Source organism: Myxococcales bacterium (genome assembly GCA_016706225.1).
Taxonomy (GTDB): Bacteria; Myxococcota_A; Polyangia; order Polyangiales; family Polyangiaceae; genus JADJKB01.
Genome location: JADJKB010000005.1, coordinates 17888 through 34698, shown reverse-complemented (window position 1 = coordinate 34698; position 16811 = coordinate 17888). Strand labels below are relative to the sequence as shown.

Here is a 16811-nt window from a genome sequence, read left to right as displayed (position 1 = left end):
GTTGTAGCCGCGTCCTCCTGCGGCAATTCCGGCGCGAGATGAAGGACTTCGCCCCTGACTTCGATACCCGTTGAGACGCGCTGCACTAGATCGACCGTCCGGTCTTGATCTCATGCGCCCGGTCGAAGAGCACGACGTCGTAGCCCCGCGGGGAGATTGTGACTGCGACCTTCATCTCGCTCCTGGCTGCCAAACGCGAGCTCTCCCCATGGGATGCACGAATCGAGCCGGCCTCACCGCGACGCCCTCCAAATCAGGGCCGGCGACGGGTCGTCAGCTGGCCCGAGCGGGTTGCCTCGAGGGGGCGTTCTTGGTGCTGGAGCGCCCTCGACCGGCGGCAGAAAGGGAATGGACTAGCCCGGCCGGCGGCAGGAACGGTCGCCTACTCGGTCCCTGCGGCACGGCGGAAGATCAGCCGGTAGTAGAAGGAGCCGAGACACCAATGCGTCGTGGCGAGGATGGTGCCGGCGATGGCTACTAGCCCACCCACGACGGCTCCAAGCACCGGCAACCCGGCGTAGAAGAGCACGGCCGAGGCGGTCAAGAACGCTGTCGAGATGAGGTAGGAGAACTGACGGGGTTTCGGCGTCGGGGGCAACGGGGCGCACGGAACAGATGCCGCACGCCGATGTTGTACGGCGTGTCGATCAGCATGCCTCCCGGCAGCAACACGCCACTCAGCGCCACCAGCGCCATGCCCACCAACCACCACGGTGACCGAAGAGCCAGCCCGATCACGATCAGGCTGACGCTCACGGCGGGTGTGAACCGTAGCGGCCACGCCTGACGTGACTTGGCGGCATCATCGAGACCGTCGAACCCCTGCTTGTCCAGGTTTCTGAGTGTGACTGCCCGGATCTCGTTCATGGGAGAAATGTCGCCGGCGCGCCTGAATCAACGGCCCCAGCGATCCTCATGTGTGTCCAAGCAAGATCGAGGCCCGCACCCGGCTAAGTGATCTATCCGCTTCATGCCCCCGGCGGAGCCAGCCCATGTGTCCGTCTCCGTTCCACCAATGCATGGCTCACCTCGCTCCATCGCTTTGCGGCGGAGGCGTCATGCCGCGCGGCATCGAGCCCATCCCTGGGCCCGTCATGCCGTGGCCCATCGCTCCAGTGCCCATGCCCGTCGCGGGGGCGTGCATCATTCCAGGGTAGCCCATGTGCACGCTGTCAAGCTCTCCGCGCGACCGGTACTTGAACCAGTAGAACGTCGTGCAGGCGCCGACGACCATGCCGCCGGTGACGAGCGCCCAGCCCGCAACGTTGAGCAACTTCGCCGGCGCTTCCTTGCCGGCCCGGTGAAGCAAGACGAGTCCGGCCGCGATGGCGAAGAGCTCGAGCATGCCTGCGATGTCCGCCATGAATTGAGCCATGGTTTCGTCCTCACTTCCCCGGGTGGTGAGCGTCGTGGTCCGCGTCGCCCGCATTGGCGGGAGCAGGCTCGCCACCGCTGCCGAGCGCTTGGCCTCCGTCTCCCTGATCGTGCTGAAGCGCGGGTGCTGCGGCAGCACTCGTTGTGGGCTCGCTCCGGGCGCCTCTCGTCGATGCACAGCCCGCGAGCACTGCTCCGACCGCGAACCCAATAATGACCAAGCTCCTCATGACGTCTTTCCTTTCAAACCTTCGCGCGCCGTAGACGGAGCGCATTGCCAACCACGGAGACCGAGCTGAAGCTCATGGCGGCCGCCGCGATCATCGGGCTCAAGAGCAGCCCAAAGAATGGGTAGAGGACGCCGGCAGCGATGGGGATGCCGGCGGCGTTGTAGACGAACGCGAAGAACAGGTTCTGCTTGATGTTCCCCATGGTCCGGCGCGACAGCCGGCGGGCGCGCACGATCCCGCGCAGGTCGCCCTTGACCAGCGTGACGCCGGCGCTCTCCATCGCGACGTCGGTGCCGGTGCCCATCGCGATACCGACATGCGCCTTCGCCAACGCGGGCGCGTCGTTCACTCCGTCGCCGGCCATCGCGACGATGCGTCCCTCGCCTTGAAGCGCTTTGACCTTGTCGGCCTTCTGGTCGGGCAATACCTCGGCCATCACGTCGTCGATGCCGAGCTTCTTCGCCACCGCTTTCGCGGTCGTACCGCTGTCACCCGTCATCATGACGATCCGGATGCCTTCCTCATGAAGCGTGCGAATGGCCTCCGGCGTGCTCTCCTTGATCGGATCGGCCACGCCCACGAGACCCGCGGGCTTTCCGTCGACAGCCACGAACATCACGGTCTGACCGTCGGCGCGGAGCGCCTCCGCGCGCGCGACCAGGTGCGCTGACTCGATCCCGAGGCTCGCCATCATTGCCTTGTTGCCGAGCGCAACCTCACGCCCATCGACCCGTCCCTTGACGCCCTTGCCGGTCACCGAGTCGAAGTCCTCGGCGTTGGCCAGGGCGACCTTGCGATCCTCGGCGCCCTGGGCGATGGCCGCGGCGAGCGGATGCTCGCTGCCGCGCTCGAGCGTGGCAGCCAGCCGGAGCAGAGTTGCTTCGTCGATGCCCGGCTCCGTGACTACGCTCACGAGTTTGGGCTTGCCCTCGGTGAGCGTGCCGGTCTTGTCGACGACCAGCGTGTCCACCTTGCGCAGCACTTCGATTGCCTCGGCGTTCTTGAACAGCACGCCCATGGTGGCGCCCTTGCCGGTCGCCACCATGATCGACATGGGAGTCGCGAGGCCGAGCGCGCAGGGGCAGGCAATGATGAGCACCGCGACCGCGTTGATGAGCGCATGGCCCATGCGAGGGTCTGGCCCGACGAGCGCCCAGACGATGAAAGTCGTGACGGAGATGAGAATGACCACAGGGACGAAGTAGCCAGCCACGACGTCGGCGAGCTTCTGGATGGGCGCGCGGCTGCGCTGCGCCTCGGCCACCATCGCGACGATGCGCGAGAGCAGCGTCTCGGCGCCGACCTTGTCCGCGCGCATGACGAGGCCACCGGTGCCATTCACGGTGGAGCCGATGACGCGGTCGCCGTCGTGCTTCTCGACGGGGATCGGCTCGCCGGTGACCATCGACTCATCGACCGAGCTCGCTCCTTCGAGCACGATGCCGTCGACCGGCACCTTCTCGCCCGGGCGCACGCGCAGCCGGTCGCCGACTTGAACGGCCTCGAGGGGCACGTCTTCGTCGGAGCCGTCATCCCGAATTCGGCGGGCGGACTTGGCCGCCATGCCCAGCAGCTTCTTGATGGCCTGGCTCGTCTGACTGCGCGCCCGCAGCTCGAGCACTTGACCGAGCAGGATCAGCGTGACGATGACGCCGGCTGCCTCGAAGTAGACGGCGACCTCGCCACCCTCGCCGCGAAAGGACGCCGGAAACGCGTCCGGCAAGAGGGCGGCGATCAGGCTGTACACGAACGCCACGCCGACGCCGAGACCGATGAGCGTGAACATGTTGAGGCTTCGGTTCTTGAGCGACGCGACGAACCGCACGTAGAAGGGCCACGCCGACCAAAGGCACACGGGCGTCGCAAGCCCGAGCTCGACGAACGTCCGCGTTCGCATGGACAGGAGCTGGGAGATGGGACGGCCGGGAAGGAGATCGCCCATGGCGATGACGACGAGCGGAACCGTGAACAGCGCCGCGAGCCAGAAACGCCGCGACATGTCGCGGAGCTCGGAGTTGTCTTCTTCCTGCCCGGTGCCGGCGCGCGGCTCGAGCGCCATCCCGCAGATCGGACAGGTGCCTGGCGCGTCCCGAACGATCTCCGGGTGCATCGGGCAGGTCCACTCGGCCTTGGCCGCCGAGCGAGGCGACACGGGTTCGAGTGCCATTCCACACTTCGGGCAGGAACCGGCCTGGTCGACTCGGACCTCAGAGTGCATCGGGCAGGTGTACGCGCGCGTGCTCGGTGCCTTGGCGGGCGGAGTATTCGGCTGCGTGACCGGGGGCTGCTGGGGCTCTTGCTGCTCGGCGGACAGGTACTTCGAGGGGTCCCTCGCGAAGCGGTCGCGGCAACGGGTGCTACAGAAAACCGCCTCTGACCCGTTCGGCGAATAGCGGTGCGGGCTCGCGACCGGGACCTTCATGCCGCAGACTGGATCGGTAGCCATCGGCGTGGCCGGCTCGGATCGATGCTCGCGGAGTCCAGTCTGCTCTTGCATGGTTTAGATCCGTGCTCCCGACGCGGTCACTGCTCGCGGATGCGCTTGTACCGGCCGGCGGCTTTCTTCCTCTCGGAGTCCATCATGGATGTATTTCGCCGCGTGCATGACCTATCCCCCCATGGGGCATGCACGAAGCAAGCCGCTGCTAAGCCCACGAGGTCGAGCTCAGCGCTCGTGAAGGTCCCCGTCGGCGCCGCCGTGGGGATTCCTAAACGAGACGAGCGATGGCGCCATGAGCACTTTCGCCACACCCTGGCGAAGTGCAAGCGGCTCGTCGACGGCTAGCAAAGCGGTCCGCTTGGCACGCCGATTGTATGGGCTCATGCATGGAGAACAACATCACATCGTCCATTCTCGCGCTTCTCGTCGTCGCTGGCTGCGCCTCCAACCCTGGTGCCCACCCCGACGACATGAGCGCCGCGGAGCACCGCGCCCACGCGGGCAGCAGGAGTCCCAGTCCGATGCGCACGCGGGGCGCTACGAACCGAACGCCCGCGACGCGCGCAGGAGCCCGATCCGGGTTTCCGGGACTTCCGGACTGGCCCTCCCGGACTACGAAGACAGCGAATACAATCCCACCGCCGTCCATCTCGGGCATGCCGAGGAACAGCGCGAGCACGCCGCGGAGCACAGGGCCGCTGCCAAAGCACTCGAGTCGTTCGAGGAAGCGGAGTGCAAGCGCTTTCGCCCGGCCACCCGGGCAGTGTGCCCGCTGTTATCGGTCGTCAAAGATGTCCAAACATTCCCAACGGCGCCCGGGTCGTGGTCGCTAGCGGGATATCCGCCCAGGCAGTCGCAGATCACATCAGGTGCCACCACGCGTTCGGTCGCTCTCAGCACTACGAGCACATGGCCGCTTGTCCGTCGTACGTTCCGGGCCTCGAGGTTGCCGTTGCAAAGGACGGAGAGAGCGTAGTGCTGACGAGCGCGACGGCTCCGGAAGTCGAGCAAATCCGATCACGCGCCCGCGCCCACGGCCCGTAGGCCTTCGATCGTGCATGTAGACGTCGATCTCACGTGACCGATTCAGTCACAAAACGCCAAACAGCGGGGCTGTGGTCGGTCGTGCGCAAGCCGTGGCTCGATGCCGTTGCGCAGCCCGCGCCGGGCAAGTGCCTCGCGCACAGCGCGATCTGCCGGCGCGGAGCCGATCACTCACTCGTCGAGCCTCCGCACCAGCGGAGTCGCGAATCCACAATGGCGAGCTCGGGTGTGACCGACGCTGTTCCGTTTGATTACACCGGCCAGCGTGCTCGAATTGCGTGCTTCGATCGTTCACTCGCTTCGTGACCGATTGAGTCACCACTCAAAGCACTTCCGGGCAGTGCGCTCGTTGGAGCAGCGGAGATCGGAAGCGCGCGCGTGGCACGGGCGATGCGTCCGCGAGGACAGGAGGGAACCAAATGCGTCAAACAATGAACGCGCAGCTCACGATTGGTTTGCTCGCGGCGGCGTGCGCGTCGACGCCGGGCGCGGATCCGCACGACATGAGCGCCGCGCAACACCAAAACAGCGCAAGAGAACACCAAGCGGTCGCCAAAACCCACCAGGCGGCCTACGACCCGAAGTCGAGCAAGAGCACGGGCGAGTGCTCGCGGGGCTCCGACTTCGTGGACGTTTGCTGGACGTCGACCTTCAATCCGACCAAGCATCACCTCGACGAGGCCGAGCGCCATCGAAAGCATGCCGCAGATCACCGTGCTGCCTCCCAAGCGCTGCGCGCTGCCGAAGCGCGGTCGTGCGCTGGAATTGCGTCGGACGAGCGAGACATCAGTCCATTTGCCCACACGGAGGACATCGCAAGCGTCGAACGCCTCGGCGTGCCGGATCTGGCGGGCGACTCCCTCGCAGACGTGGAGCGGACCGTGGGTGCCGTCATCAGGTTCCACGCGGTGCCGGGGATGACGGCCGAGTGGTTGCAGCGGGTGATCGACTGTCACCTCGCCCGCAATGCGGCTCTGGGCCACTCCTCGCCCAACATGCCAGACTGCCCACTGGTTCTCCGCGGCGTCTCGGCGAAGGTGGAGTCGAGCGGCCGTGGATTTTCAGTGAACGTGCGCGCCGACGATCGCAAAACGGCAACGGAGGTGCTCGCCCGCGCCACGCGCCTCACCCGGGAACCCGGGGCGGCGCGCTGAAACATGCCTCCCGAGCAGTACTAAGCGCCATTCGATCGCGCGACACCGCGAAGCCATGGCGCGGTTCGGCGCCACTCGCGCTCAGTTGACTACGACGGACGACTTGTACATCCCCATGCCGCACTGGAAGCCGACCTGCCGCGTCGTGTCGGTCGGAATTGGGATTTCGACGGCCTGGTTGAGCGGAAAGGTCCTTCTCGAGCTTGAGCTCGGGGAAAGACGACGATTTGTGACCGCGGGCGTTACAGCGGGTGACCGAGTGGGTCATCGCGCCAACCGACGGCCAGGTACGCGCTTCCGAAGAATAGCTCGCGCATCCGAGTATGGGGCAGGTGCCGCTCGAGTGACTCCCAAGCGCGCCGGTCGACGAGCTCGAGCTCGACGCCGTAGGGACGGGCCACGACCAGCGCTGCCTCCACGAGCCAGGAGGGCCAGCGGTCGGGCAGCTTCAGGTCGAAAATGACCCAGCGACCCCCGCGCGCGAGAGCACGGGTGCCGCGCTCGATCACTTGGTCGTAGGCCGGGCTCAAGCTGAGCGCCAGCGTCGAGACAATGCCGTCGACGCCACTTGGGAACTCGTACCTCGCGGCATCCGAGCGCACGAGCTCGACGTTGCGCCAACCCTCCCGGCGGATGCGGTCGGCTGCCTGGGCGAGCATGGCGTCAGTCAGATCGATGCCGATCACGCGCCCGCTTTCTCCGACACGTTTTCGCAAGTTGACGAAGTTGGCGCCGGTACCGCACCCGATCTCGACAACGGTCGAGCCCTTCCGCAGCGAGAGAGCATCGGCCGCCAAGCGCCGGTAGCGCGGGAGGTCGAAGCCCAGCAGACGGTAGAGCTCTGTCATGGCGTTGTAGCTGGCGGCGCGGCGGCGATAGAGCGCCTCGACGTCGGCTTCGGCGGCGCCCGGCAGAGGGAAACGGCGTCGAAGCCGTTCGAGCGACTGCCGGATGTCGCGCTCGAGCCACGGCCCAAGCAGCGGGTCTGCAAAGCTGCCGAGGCGTCCGAGCGGTGGCTGATATTCGATTGCAACTTCGAGCTCGGTACCCGTGTCGGTCGCAGAAAGCTCCATCGAGGAGTGGAAAGGCACGTGCGCCAGCTCGCCTTCGTAGTCGACTCGGCGTTCGTCGTGCCACTCGCTGACACGCTCGCGCACCTGAGGCGAAGCGGACCGAGCGCTGCGGTCCACTCGTACCGAGCGCCAGGACCACGCGCCTCGTCTGAGAGGGCTCGACCCGTCACGTATCCCGACACGTAACGGCTGAAATTGTCCGGGTCCGTCACGAACTCCCAGAGCTCCCTCGGCGCGGCTCCGAGCTCGACTCGTTCGCTCACTCGTCCCATCGTCCCTCCTTTGTCGGCGAGCATGACTCGTGTGTCGGCAGTTGTCCGCGGAATTCCTCCTTGCTGCAAGCATCGCGCGTGCCACCCTGCGGAGCGCGAGCAACGCGCATCCCCGTAGAATGGCTGCGGGCGTTCGAGCCACGTGCCGGCCTCGGCCTGCGTGCCCTCCACCGAGGGTTTGCCGCCTATCGTGCTTTCAGCGGTCGCGACGCTGAAGACGAGAATGGTGGTGGACACAGGTCGATGCTGCGGACGCACGCCGACGACGAGATCGCGCAGGCGGAAGGATGCCCACCACGCGAGCCTGGCGCCGCTTGTAATGACTACGGGCTCGGGCTCGGCGCGGGCGAACCTTCGTTCGGCGCCGCCTGAAACCCACGGCCATCACGCCTTCCGCGTTCCACAGCGCGGAGGAGGTGGTCGATGGCGCCGCGCCCACGTCGTCCTACCCTGCGTGCCGCTCGCCACGAGGAACGACCTGAGCGAAGGCCACGATCCGGCGCGCCGTACGTTTGGACAGGCGCATGTATACCGAGCCGAGTAGTCCGCCGAGTGCACCGCCGGCGCCGTCGAGGATAAGGTCCCACATCGTGTCGTCGAGCGGTTTCATCGCCGGTGATCCCTGAGATCCCTCTTGAAAGGCCAAGTCGACGACGTACTCGGCAATCTCCCAGAAGGCACCCATGCCGAGCGCCAGCAGGAGGATGACAACGGCGTTGGCCACTGAAGAGATCTGAAGCCGACCCGTGAAGCGGAGGGCGTAGACGATGAGGAAGGCCAGGAGGCCGACGAGTAGCGAGTTGCCGAAGTGGAGCACCTTGTCGAACCAGATCGTTCCCGCGTAGAGGCCCGCCATACGGCCGAGGGTCATGTCGCTGACCGCACCCCACAGGGCTGCGAGCTCGAGCTCGACCGGTATGTTCCCGAGGCTCGTTCGTGCGAGCAGCGGCGGAGCGACGAGCACCGCGCTCACCGCCACGCAGAGCAATGCGTACAGGTACTTGCCTTGCAGGACGTGGCCCACCGCGGTGCCGACGATGAGTGCCCGGAGCAACCATGCGAATCGGGTCTCCCAGGGCCGCGGACCGTTGCCGCGATCATGACGCGGGTCACCTCGATGGGGCATCAGGCGGATGTCTCCACCGGCCGCGTCGAGGCACGCGCGGCCTTGGTCCGGCGCGCCGCGATGGACGTGCCAGCAACGACGAATCCTGCCCCGCCGAGCTCCAATCCGGTAGGGCACTCGGCACGAACCGCGCCGCTGATGCCGAGAGCCCGGGCCTCAATGCGAGGCATCATCGCCCCTTTGCCTTCTCGGCACAGCCGCTTTCATCTGCCTTCACGTCGGCTCCCGCGTTGCTCTGGGCTGCCATATCCGCCATCTGGGCCACGAACGGCCGCCAGATTCAGCACGCCTTCGATCTCGAGCGGATTGCCCGGTTCCGGCTTCCATGATCAGTCCAAGGCGCTGCAACTGAAAGCCGCTCATCGCGCCTCGTCCTCGCGGAGCCTTCCGTGTCGGACGCGCCCCACACACGCGAGGATCGCTTCAATCACTCGCTTCGCCTCGTTGGGATCCCTGACCTGGATCGACTCGACGCCTGCTTCCTTCGCCGGATAGTCATTTCCACCAGGGAACAAGGCATCCCCGATGAAAAGCATTTCATGGAGCCCAATTCCAAGAGTGTCTCGGAGCTTTCGCATGCCGTAGCCCTTGTCGATGCCAAGCTTCGTGACATCGACAGAGGTCGTGCCGCCCAGGCGCACAGAAAACCCTGGGACAAGGTGCTCGAGACGGGCCTGCATCTTCTTGCGCTTGGCGAAGTCAGGGTCCCATTTCTCCTTTTCTTCGATGGGAGCCTGCTGCCCCAGCGCGGAGAACGTGATCTGGCTTCCCCGATCTTCGATCTGCTCTCCCCACGTGGTTTCGATCCGAAGGTCCGACGACTCGATCGCTTCTTTCAATGAATGGACAATTTTCTCCTTCTCCTCGTCGGAGAAGTTTTCCGCGTAAAGCAGTGTCCAGCCCGAGGCGTACTGGAAAAACTGCGTTCCACACGTAGGAAGGAGCGACAGATCCTTCAGGCGCTCGTCGTGAGACAACTGGGAAAGCAGTTGCGTCTCGAACTGTGGCCAGCCCCCGCCGGATATGACGGCCACCTTTACAACGCGCAGCAGAGCACCGAGTAGCGTGGCCATCTCGGCATCGAGAGATGCTTTGCTTTCAGCAAGCGTGCCGTCCAGGTCGAAAAATAATGAGCTTCTTCATTCCGTCGCTCCGCCGCCTGCGGCCCAACCTGCATGGCTATCTCCCTTGTGGCGCTGCGGTTGCGGGTACCGCCTCGACAGCGCCTCTCTCGTCGGGTCCCGAAGAAACCTTGGGTTGCTTTGAGGGCACGGACCCACCACGCCCGGTGGTCGAGGGCGCGACGTTCTTGGCGGCCTTATGCATGCCTGCCAGCTTGGTGCGCTTCAGCATCAGCGCATTGATCGCCACCAAGAGCGTACTACCGGACATCGACAGCGCTGCGACCTCCGGGCTGAGTACGAATGGGAACAAGACGCCCGCGGCGAGCGGGAACGCGACCACGTTGTAGCCCACCGCCCACCAGAGATTCTGGTGCATCTTGCGCACCGTTGCGCGCGACAGTTCGATCGCAGCGACGATGTCGTAGGGGTCGCTCTTCATCAGCACGACATCAGCGCTCTCCATCGCGACGTCAGTGCCGGCGCCGATGGCGAACCCCACGTTGGCCTGGGTCAGCGCGGGCGCGTCGTTGACACCATCGCCTACCATCCCGACCTTTTTCCCCGTGGCTTGCAGCTCTTTCACCTTGTCGGCCTTCTGGGCCGGCAGCACGTCCGCCAACACCCTCTCGATGCCGAGATCGGCTGCGATACGCTTGGCCGTGGCCGCGTTGTCACCAGTCAACATCACGACTTCGATCTTGCGTTCGCGCAGCTTTGCCACCGCCGCCTTCGAGCTCGGCCTGATCGCATCGGCGATGGCGATGAGTCCGATCACTCGAGAGGCCTGAGACACATGAACGACGGTGCGCCCGTCCCCCTGCAGGCGCGCGGCGTCTGCTTCGAGTGGACCGAGAGTGAGCTTTTGCGTATCCATGAGCAGCCGGTTGCCGAGGAAAACCGTTCCGTCAGCGGTTTCGGCGCGTGCCCCCATGCCGTCGAGGCTCTCGAATCCTGTCGGTGCCGCGACGGTGAGGTTGGTCGCCCGGCGAAGGATCGCCTGCGCCAGCGGATGGTCGGAGCCCTGCTCTACGGCGGCCGCGGCTGCCAACAGGACGTCTTCGGTGACCCCGTCCGCCGTCACGATCTCCACGACCTCCGGCTGGCCGACCGTGAGCGTGCCGGTCTTGTCGAAGACGATGACGTTGAGCCTGGTCGCGTCTTCGAGCGCCGAGGCGTTCTTGAACAGAATGCCGTTCGCTGCGCCCAAGCCGGTACTCACCATGACCGCCATCGGCGTCGCGAGTCCCAACGCATCCGGGCAGGCGATCACAAAGACGGTGATGGTCATGGTCACCGCGAACAGCAGCGGCTGTCCGATCAGCCAGAACCACACTGCAAAGGTCGCAAGACCGATCACGATGGCGGCGATCACCAGCCATTGAGCCGCTTTGTCCGCCAGGAGCTGCGCCGGTGCCTTCGAGTTCTGAGCGTCCTGCACCAGTTTTACGATCTGCGCGAGCGTCGAGTCGGCCCCAACCTTGGTCGCCTTGTAGCGAAAGCTGCCGCTCTTGTTGATGGTCGCGCCGATCACCGTGGCGCCCGGCCCCTTCTGCACCGGCATCGACTCGCCGGTGAGCATGGACTCGTCGACCAGTGATTCGCCGGTCTCCACCATGCCATCGACCGGGATCTTGCCACCGGGCCGGATCACCACAATCTCGCCCGCTACCACTTCCGCCGTCGGAACTTCAATCTCGGCGCCGTCGCGAATAACGGAGGCCTTCGCGGGCGTGAGATTCATCAGCGCCTTGATGGCCGACGACGCACCCGCCCGCGCACGCATTTCCAGCCAGTGCCCGAGCAGAATGAAGACAAGCAGGACTGCCGCGGCTTCGAAAAACTGCCCGCCCCGCTTGAAAAAGAAAGTGGTGCCGACACTGAAGAGATACCCGGTGCCGACGCTCAGGACGATCAACGCCGACATGCCCAAAGTGCCCTTGATGAGCGCGCGCCAGGCCGAGACGAAGAACGGCCAGCTCGGATAGAGAATCGCGGCGCTCGCGAGGAAGAACAGCCACAGGTTGAGCTCCAGTCCGAACGGCGGGGCCGGCGGCTTGAAGAAGCCTCCCATGGGCGCGTAGATGAAGATCGGCACGGTGAAGACCAGGCAGACCAGAAACCGGTTGCGCATGTCCCGGACCATCGCGGGCAGGTCCTTGCCGCCATGCCCCATGTCGTGGGCCATGTCCGCCGACATGGCGGGCTGCGCGCTCGGCGCTCCGTGACCTTCGTGGCCTTTGCCTGCGGCAGCCGCGGGCGCGCCGACAGCGGCGGCCGGGGCTGAGGGCGCGGGTGCGGCAGGCGGCGAAGGTTTTGGTGGGGCGGGCTCCGAAGGCGTCGCCCCCGGCGTCGCTTTGTCTTGTTCTGCGCTGCCGGCGGAAGCGGCGCCGGCGGCGACAGGTGCGACCGCGTGCGGGTTCGGCACGACGGACGCGGCGGTTGCAACCGGCGCGCCCTGCGTTGAGCGGCCTCCGTGACCGTCGCCCGCCGATTCGGGGCCGGGCGGGGCCGACTCATTCCCGCGTTGGCGCACGGCCGACTTGATATCGGCGATCTCGAGCCGGGTTTCGTCGTAGCGCACGGTGGCAGTTCCAGCAGCCCAATTCACCGTCACGCTCTCGACGCCGGGCACCTCACCAACCCGCTTCTCCACTTCGTCCACGCTCAATACCGACAGCATGGCGTGCACTTCGATAACGCTCGTTTTCATTGCTTCCTCGGTCGGCTTCGTCTTCGAGAATCGCGCGACTGCTCCAATCACCTTGCGAGCTGGAGTTGTCGCAGTTCACATCATTCTGGCGCCGCCTTGTCTTGCTTTGCGGCAGTCGCGGAAGGGGCGCCCGCGGGCACAGGTGCCACCGCCGAAGACGCGGTGCCTTGCTTTGCGGGTTCCGCAGAAAGGGCGCCCGCAGGTGAGGCCGGCGGCGTCTTCGGCCTTGCGGGGGCAGCAGGCGTCGCGTCCGATGCGGCGTGGCCTTCGTGTCCGCCCGTCGAAGCGGCGGCCGGCGCGGCGGAGTCATATCCGCGTTGGCGCACAGCCGATTTGATATCGGCAATCTCGAGTCGGGTTTCGTCGTAGCGCACAGTGGCACTCCCCGCAGCGTGATTTACCGTCACGCTTTCGACACCCGGCACTTTGCCGATCCGCTCTTCTACCCCGTCCACGCTCCACACCGACAGCATGTCGTGCACTTCAATGACGCTGGTTTTCATTGCGTATCCTTCTTCATGAGCTGTTCGCTCGAGTCCCGTTCGTTTTTCCATGGCTCCTTCACATCGAGGAGATGCTTGCGGTGGTCTTCGCTCATCCCCGGATAGACTCGAGCGACGCAGCGGCAGCGGCACGCGAGTCGCACCCTCATGGCGCAGGTGGGATCTCCGCTCGATCTCCGCTCGTCGCCGCTCCGGATGGCGTTGCTGGCGCGGGGCGAGCACAGCAAAGTTCTCGGAAGACGTTGCCGGAGTGAGCATTCTCGCCACACCGTGGCGAAAATGGTTCGCGCGTTGAGCGCGGACGTCTCCTTCGCTCTGATGCAAGCTTTTCCATCAAGTTCTTCATCCTCGGCATGTTCGGGCGGTTGCAAGGAGCGAGCCGCGCTGAGCGCATCCGGGCTCGTGTCGTGCCCCCATGACGCCACAGGTATGGCAACTGTTCGGAATCGGGACGCTCGGAAGAGCTCATCGAATGGCGCCGAGTGAGACGGCGGCCGCGACGGCGAGCCGAGCAACTCGAGCGCTTGGAGCGGCTCGGATCGTGCAGGTCGCTGACCGCTTCCCGATTGAACGCCGCCGGCAAGTCGACCAAGGAAATGCGATGAAAACGAGCGTCATTGGAACGCACGCCATGCTGTCGGTGTGGAGCGTGGAGGAAGTGGAAAGGCGGATTGGCGAGGTGCCGGGTGTCGCAAGCGTGACGGTGAATGTCGCCGCGCGGAGTGCCACTGTGCGCTACGACGAAACGCGACTCGATGTCGGCGATATCAAGTCGGTCGTGCGCCAGCGCGGGTACGAGTCCGCCGCGCCCGCGACCACCTCAGCGAGCGACGGTCACGAAGGCCACCCCGCGCCAGGCCGGCCGGGTTCCGCGCCGGCCGCGCCTGCGGCCGCCACGGAGAAATCAGCTCCAGACGCTGCTGCTGCCGCGCCGGTGTCCGGAACCGACGCGGTGAAGGCCGATAGCCCTCACGCCAAGAGCGGCGATGCAGTCGCCGCCGAGCTGGGCGTGGACCCGCAGAATGGACTCTCGGACGCCGAGAGCGCGACGCTGCGCGCGAGCGTTGGGCCGAACTCGCTCCCGCCGCCGAAGCGCGCGCCGCTCTGGCGTCGAATTGTGTCTCAGATCTCGAGCCCCATCGTGCTCACGCTCCTGGGCGCCGCCGTGATCAGCGTCGTGGTGGGAGCGAGGGGCTCCGCCGCAGACGGCCTCTTTACCCGATACGGGGATGCGATAGCGATCCTTCTGATCGTGCTGCTCAACGCCGCTCTCGGGTTCGTGCAGGAATCGAAGGCCGAGTCCGCGGTGAGCGCGCTCGGGAAGCTGTCGGTCCCTCGCGCACGCGTGCGGCGCGAAGGGCGCACCGTCACGCTCTCGGCGGAAGAGCTCGTGCCGGGGGACATCTTGGAGCTCGAGGCGGGCGACGCGATTCCCGCGGACGCGCGACTCCTCGAGATGACGGAGCTGCAAGTCCAGGAAGCCTCGCTGACCGGGGAGAGCCTGCCGGTCGAGAAGGACGCGGGGCCCGTCTTCGCCGGCGAGACGCCGCTCGCCGATCGTCTGAACATGGTCTTTCTCGGCACCGCGGTGGTTGGGGGGCGCGCCACCGCTGTGGTCACCGCGACGGGCGCCCGGACGGAGCTTGGTCGGATCGGCACGCTGATCACGTCCGCAACCAAGGAGACGACGCCGCTCGAGGCGATGCTCGAGAAGTTCGGACGGCGCGTGCTCGTGGTTTGCCTGGCCCTGTCGCTCTTGCTCTTTCTCTGGGGGCTCGCTCGGCCGTGGATCTTCTCGGGTTCGGTCGCACAACCTTGGCATCTCCTCTTGCTCGCGGCGGTCAGCTTGGCGGTGGCCGCTATTCCCGAAGGGCTTCCCGCGATCACGACGATCACCCTCGCCCTCGGGACGCAGCGCCTCGCGAAGCGTGGAGCCATCGTTCGCCACTTGCCCGCGGTCGAGACGCTGGGCGCGGCCACCTTCATCTGCACCGACAAGACGGGGACGCTCACCCAGAACCTGATGATGGCGCGGGCCGTGTGGACGCTCGACGGGAGCTACGCCGTGGAAGGAGACGGGTACGCGCCCGAGGGCTCGGTGCACTCCGCCGAGTCGCAGCCCAACGCTCCTCCACTAGCGCCCGAGCTACTCCTCGGCGCGCTGGTCTGCAACCACGCAGCTCTCGAGCAGGAAGCCAACGCCTGGCGCCCGGTGGGGGACCCGACCGAGGCCGCGCTGGTGACGCTCGCGGCGCGCGGCGGTCTCTCGACCGACCAAGTTCGCAGTCAGTATCCCATCGTCCAGGAGATCCCCTTCGGGAGCGCGCGCCTGCGTATGACAGTGTTCACCGAGGCGGGTGGCAAACGCCTCGCGTGGATGAAGGGCGCGTTCGACGTCGTCCTCGATCACTGCGCGACGGTCGCGCGCACGGCGGGGCCGATGGCACTCACCCCAGCGCTTCGCGCCGCGGTCGAGGCGGGCGCCGAGCAGCTGGCGCAGAGCGGGCTTCGGGTACTCGCCATTGCGTATCGCGCGGATCCCGAGGGGGACGTGGAGGCGGGCCTCACGTTTCTCGGCCTCGTCGGGCTGATGGACCCGCCTCGCGCAGGCGTGAAAGAGGCGATTGTGTTGTGTCAGTGCGCCGGCATCGTCGTGGCCATGATCACAGGCGATCACCCCACGACCGCGACGGCGATCGCGAAAGAGATCGGCCTCTTTCGCACCGGCGATGTGACCATGACCGGGGCGGAGCTCGACGCGCTGTCCGACGACGAGTTCCGATCACGTGTGGAACCCGCGCGCATCTTCGCTCAAACAAGCCCCGAGCAGAAGCTTCGCATCGTGCGAGCCTTCAAGGCACTGGGGCACGTTGTCGCGATGACGGGCGACGGAGTGAACGACGCGCCGGCGCTGCGCGAGGCCCACATCGGCGTGGCCATGGGCCTGGGCGGCACCGACGTGGCGCGACAGGCGGCCGACATCGTGCTCGCCGATGACGACTTCTCTACCATCGTTCACGCCATCCGTGAGGGGCGGGTCATCTATCGCAACATCCAGAAGTTCATCTTCTTCCTTCTCTCGGCGAACGCAGGGCTTTCCGGGGCCGTCTTTCTCGCGGCCATCATCTCCGACTGGCCTCCGTTCACCCCCCTGATGCTTCTCTGGGTCAACCTGGTGACCAACGGCCTTCCCGCGCTCGCGCTCGGCATCGATCCAACGAAGGAGGACGTGATGACGACGGCGCCCCGTGCGCTTGGCCAGCCGCTCCTCCTCACCAAGGACTGGGTGGCCATCGGCGTGGTCGGCGTGCTGATGACCGCGACCAGCGCGCTCTTTCATGTGCACCCTTCGTCGCCACCCGAGCTCATGCTGCGCGCGCGCGCGCTGGGATTCACCTACCTTGCCCTGGGCGCGCTTCTCCATGCGTTCAGCTGCAGTTCCGCAGGCTCGGTGGTCTTCAAGCTGAGCGTGTTCAAGAGGCCGCTAACGATCGCAATCGTCGTGAGTGCGGCGGTCCACGCCGTCGCCGTGCTCGTCCCGCCGCTGAGACCTGTCTTCAAGACGTACCCCTTGGATTGGGCCGACGTGGCGAAGCTCTCCGTCGCGTGTCTGGCGGTCGTTCCGGCGTTCGAGCTCTGGAAGTGGCTAGCGAGAATACGCGCCAGGAGCACGCCGTCGCTCGCGGCGCAGGGATCGTGAGCCAACGTCACGAATCGGTTAGTCACGCCCACGCTCTTGGGCCTTTTCAACGAAACGGGTC

At 66.0% G+C, this 16811-nt stretch carries 12 protein-coding genes; 2 read left to right on the top strand and 10 right to left on the bottom strand.

Features of this window, described 5'->3' with window-relative positions:
- Positions 1–382 precede the first annotated feature (382 nt).
- The 4 genes from IPI67_07925 to IPI67_07910 form a co-directional block, all read right to left on the bottom strand.
- Positions 383–598 carry a DUF4395 family protein gene (locus IPI67_07925; protein ID MBK7580121.1) on the bottom strand — a complete coding sequence of 72 codons (216 nt, stop codon included), beginning with the start codon at positions 596–598 and terminating at the stop codon, positions 383–385.
- A complete protein-coding gene (locus IPI67_07920; GenBank protein MBK7580120.1) occupies positions 541–867 on the bottom strand; it encodes a hypothetical protein in 327 nt (108 codons plus the stop codon). Before IPI67_07920 ends, IPI67_07925 begins: the two co-directional genes overlap by 58 nt.
- Positions 868–1024: 157 nt before the next feature.
- Positions 1025–1375, bottom strand: a complete 351-nt coding sequence (locus IPI67_07915) for a hypothetical protein (protein MBK7580119.1) — start codon at positions 1373–1375, stop codon at positions 1025–1027.
- A 242-nt stretch (positions 1376–1617) separates the two neighbouring features.
- Entirely contained in the window at positions 1618–4050 is a 2433-nt protein-coding gene (locus tag IPI67_07910) for a heavy metal translocating P-type ATPase (protein ID MBK7580118.1), read from the bottom strand.
- A 1469-nt stretch (positions 4051–5519) separates the two neighbouring features.
- Here IPI67_07910 and IPI67_07905 point away from each other — a divergent pair.
- The gene (locus tag IPI67_07905) at positions 5520–6242 is read left to right on the top strand and encodes a hypothetical protein (protein ID MBK7580117.1); all 723 of its coding nucleotides are present in this window, start codon (positions 5520–5522) and stop codon (positions 6240–6242) included.
- A gap of 242 nt (positions 6243–6484) precedes the next feature.
- On the opposite strand, the gene IPI67_07900 is transcribed toward IPI67_07905, so the two are convergent.
- The 6 genes from IPI67_07900 to IPI67_07875 form a co-directional block, all read right to left on the bottom strand.
- Positions 6485–7432: a methyltransferase domain-containing protein gene (locus IPI67_07900; protein MBK7580116.1), complete on the bottom strand. Its 948-nt coding sequence runs from the start codon at positions 7430–7432 to the stop codon at positions 6485–6487.
- A gap of 600 nt (positions 7433–8032) precedes the next feature.
- Positions 8033–8713, bottom strand: a complete 681-nt coding sequence (locus IPI67_07895) for a hypothetical protein (protein ID MBK7580115.1) — start codon at positions 8711–8713, stop codon at positions 8033–8035.
- Positions 8713–8886: a hypothetical protein gene (locus tag IPI67_07890; protein MBK7580114.1), complete on the bottom strand. Its 174-nt coding sequence runs from the start codon at positions 8884–8886 to the stop codon at positions 8713–8715. The genes IPI67_07895 and IPI67_07890 overlap by 1 nt, the downstream gene beginning before the upstream one ends.
- Before the next feature lie 186 nt (positions 8887–9072).
- Positions 9073–9831, bottom strand: a complete 759-nt coding sequence (locus IPI67_07885) for an HAD-IIB family hydrolase (GenBank protein ID MBK7580113.1) — start codon at positions 9829–9831, stop codon at positions 9073–9075.
- Between the two features lie 61 nt (positions 9832–9892).
- Complete coding sequence (locus IPI67_07880) at positions 9893–12547, bottom strand: heavy metal translocating P-type ATPase (protein MBK7580112.1); 2655 nt, start codon at positions 12545–12547, stop codon at positions 9893–9895.
- A gap of 80 nt (positions 12548–12627) precedes the next feature.
- Complete coding sequence (locus IPI67_07875; protein ID MBK7580111.1) at positions 12628–13050, bottom strand: cation transporter; 423 nt, start codon at positions 13048–13050, stop codon at positions 12628–12630.
- Between the two features lie 601 nt (positions 13051–13651).
- Between IPI67_07875 and IPI67_07870 the strand changes: the two genes are divergently transcribed.
- A complete protein-coding gene (locus IPI67_07870; protein ID MBK7580110.1) occupies positions 13652–16750 on the top strand; it encodes a cation-translocating P-type ATPase in 3099 nt (1032 codons plus the stop codon).
- The last annotated feature ends 61 nt before the right edge of the window (positions 16751–16811 follow it).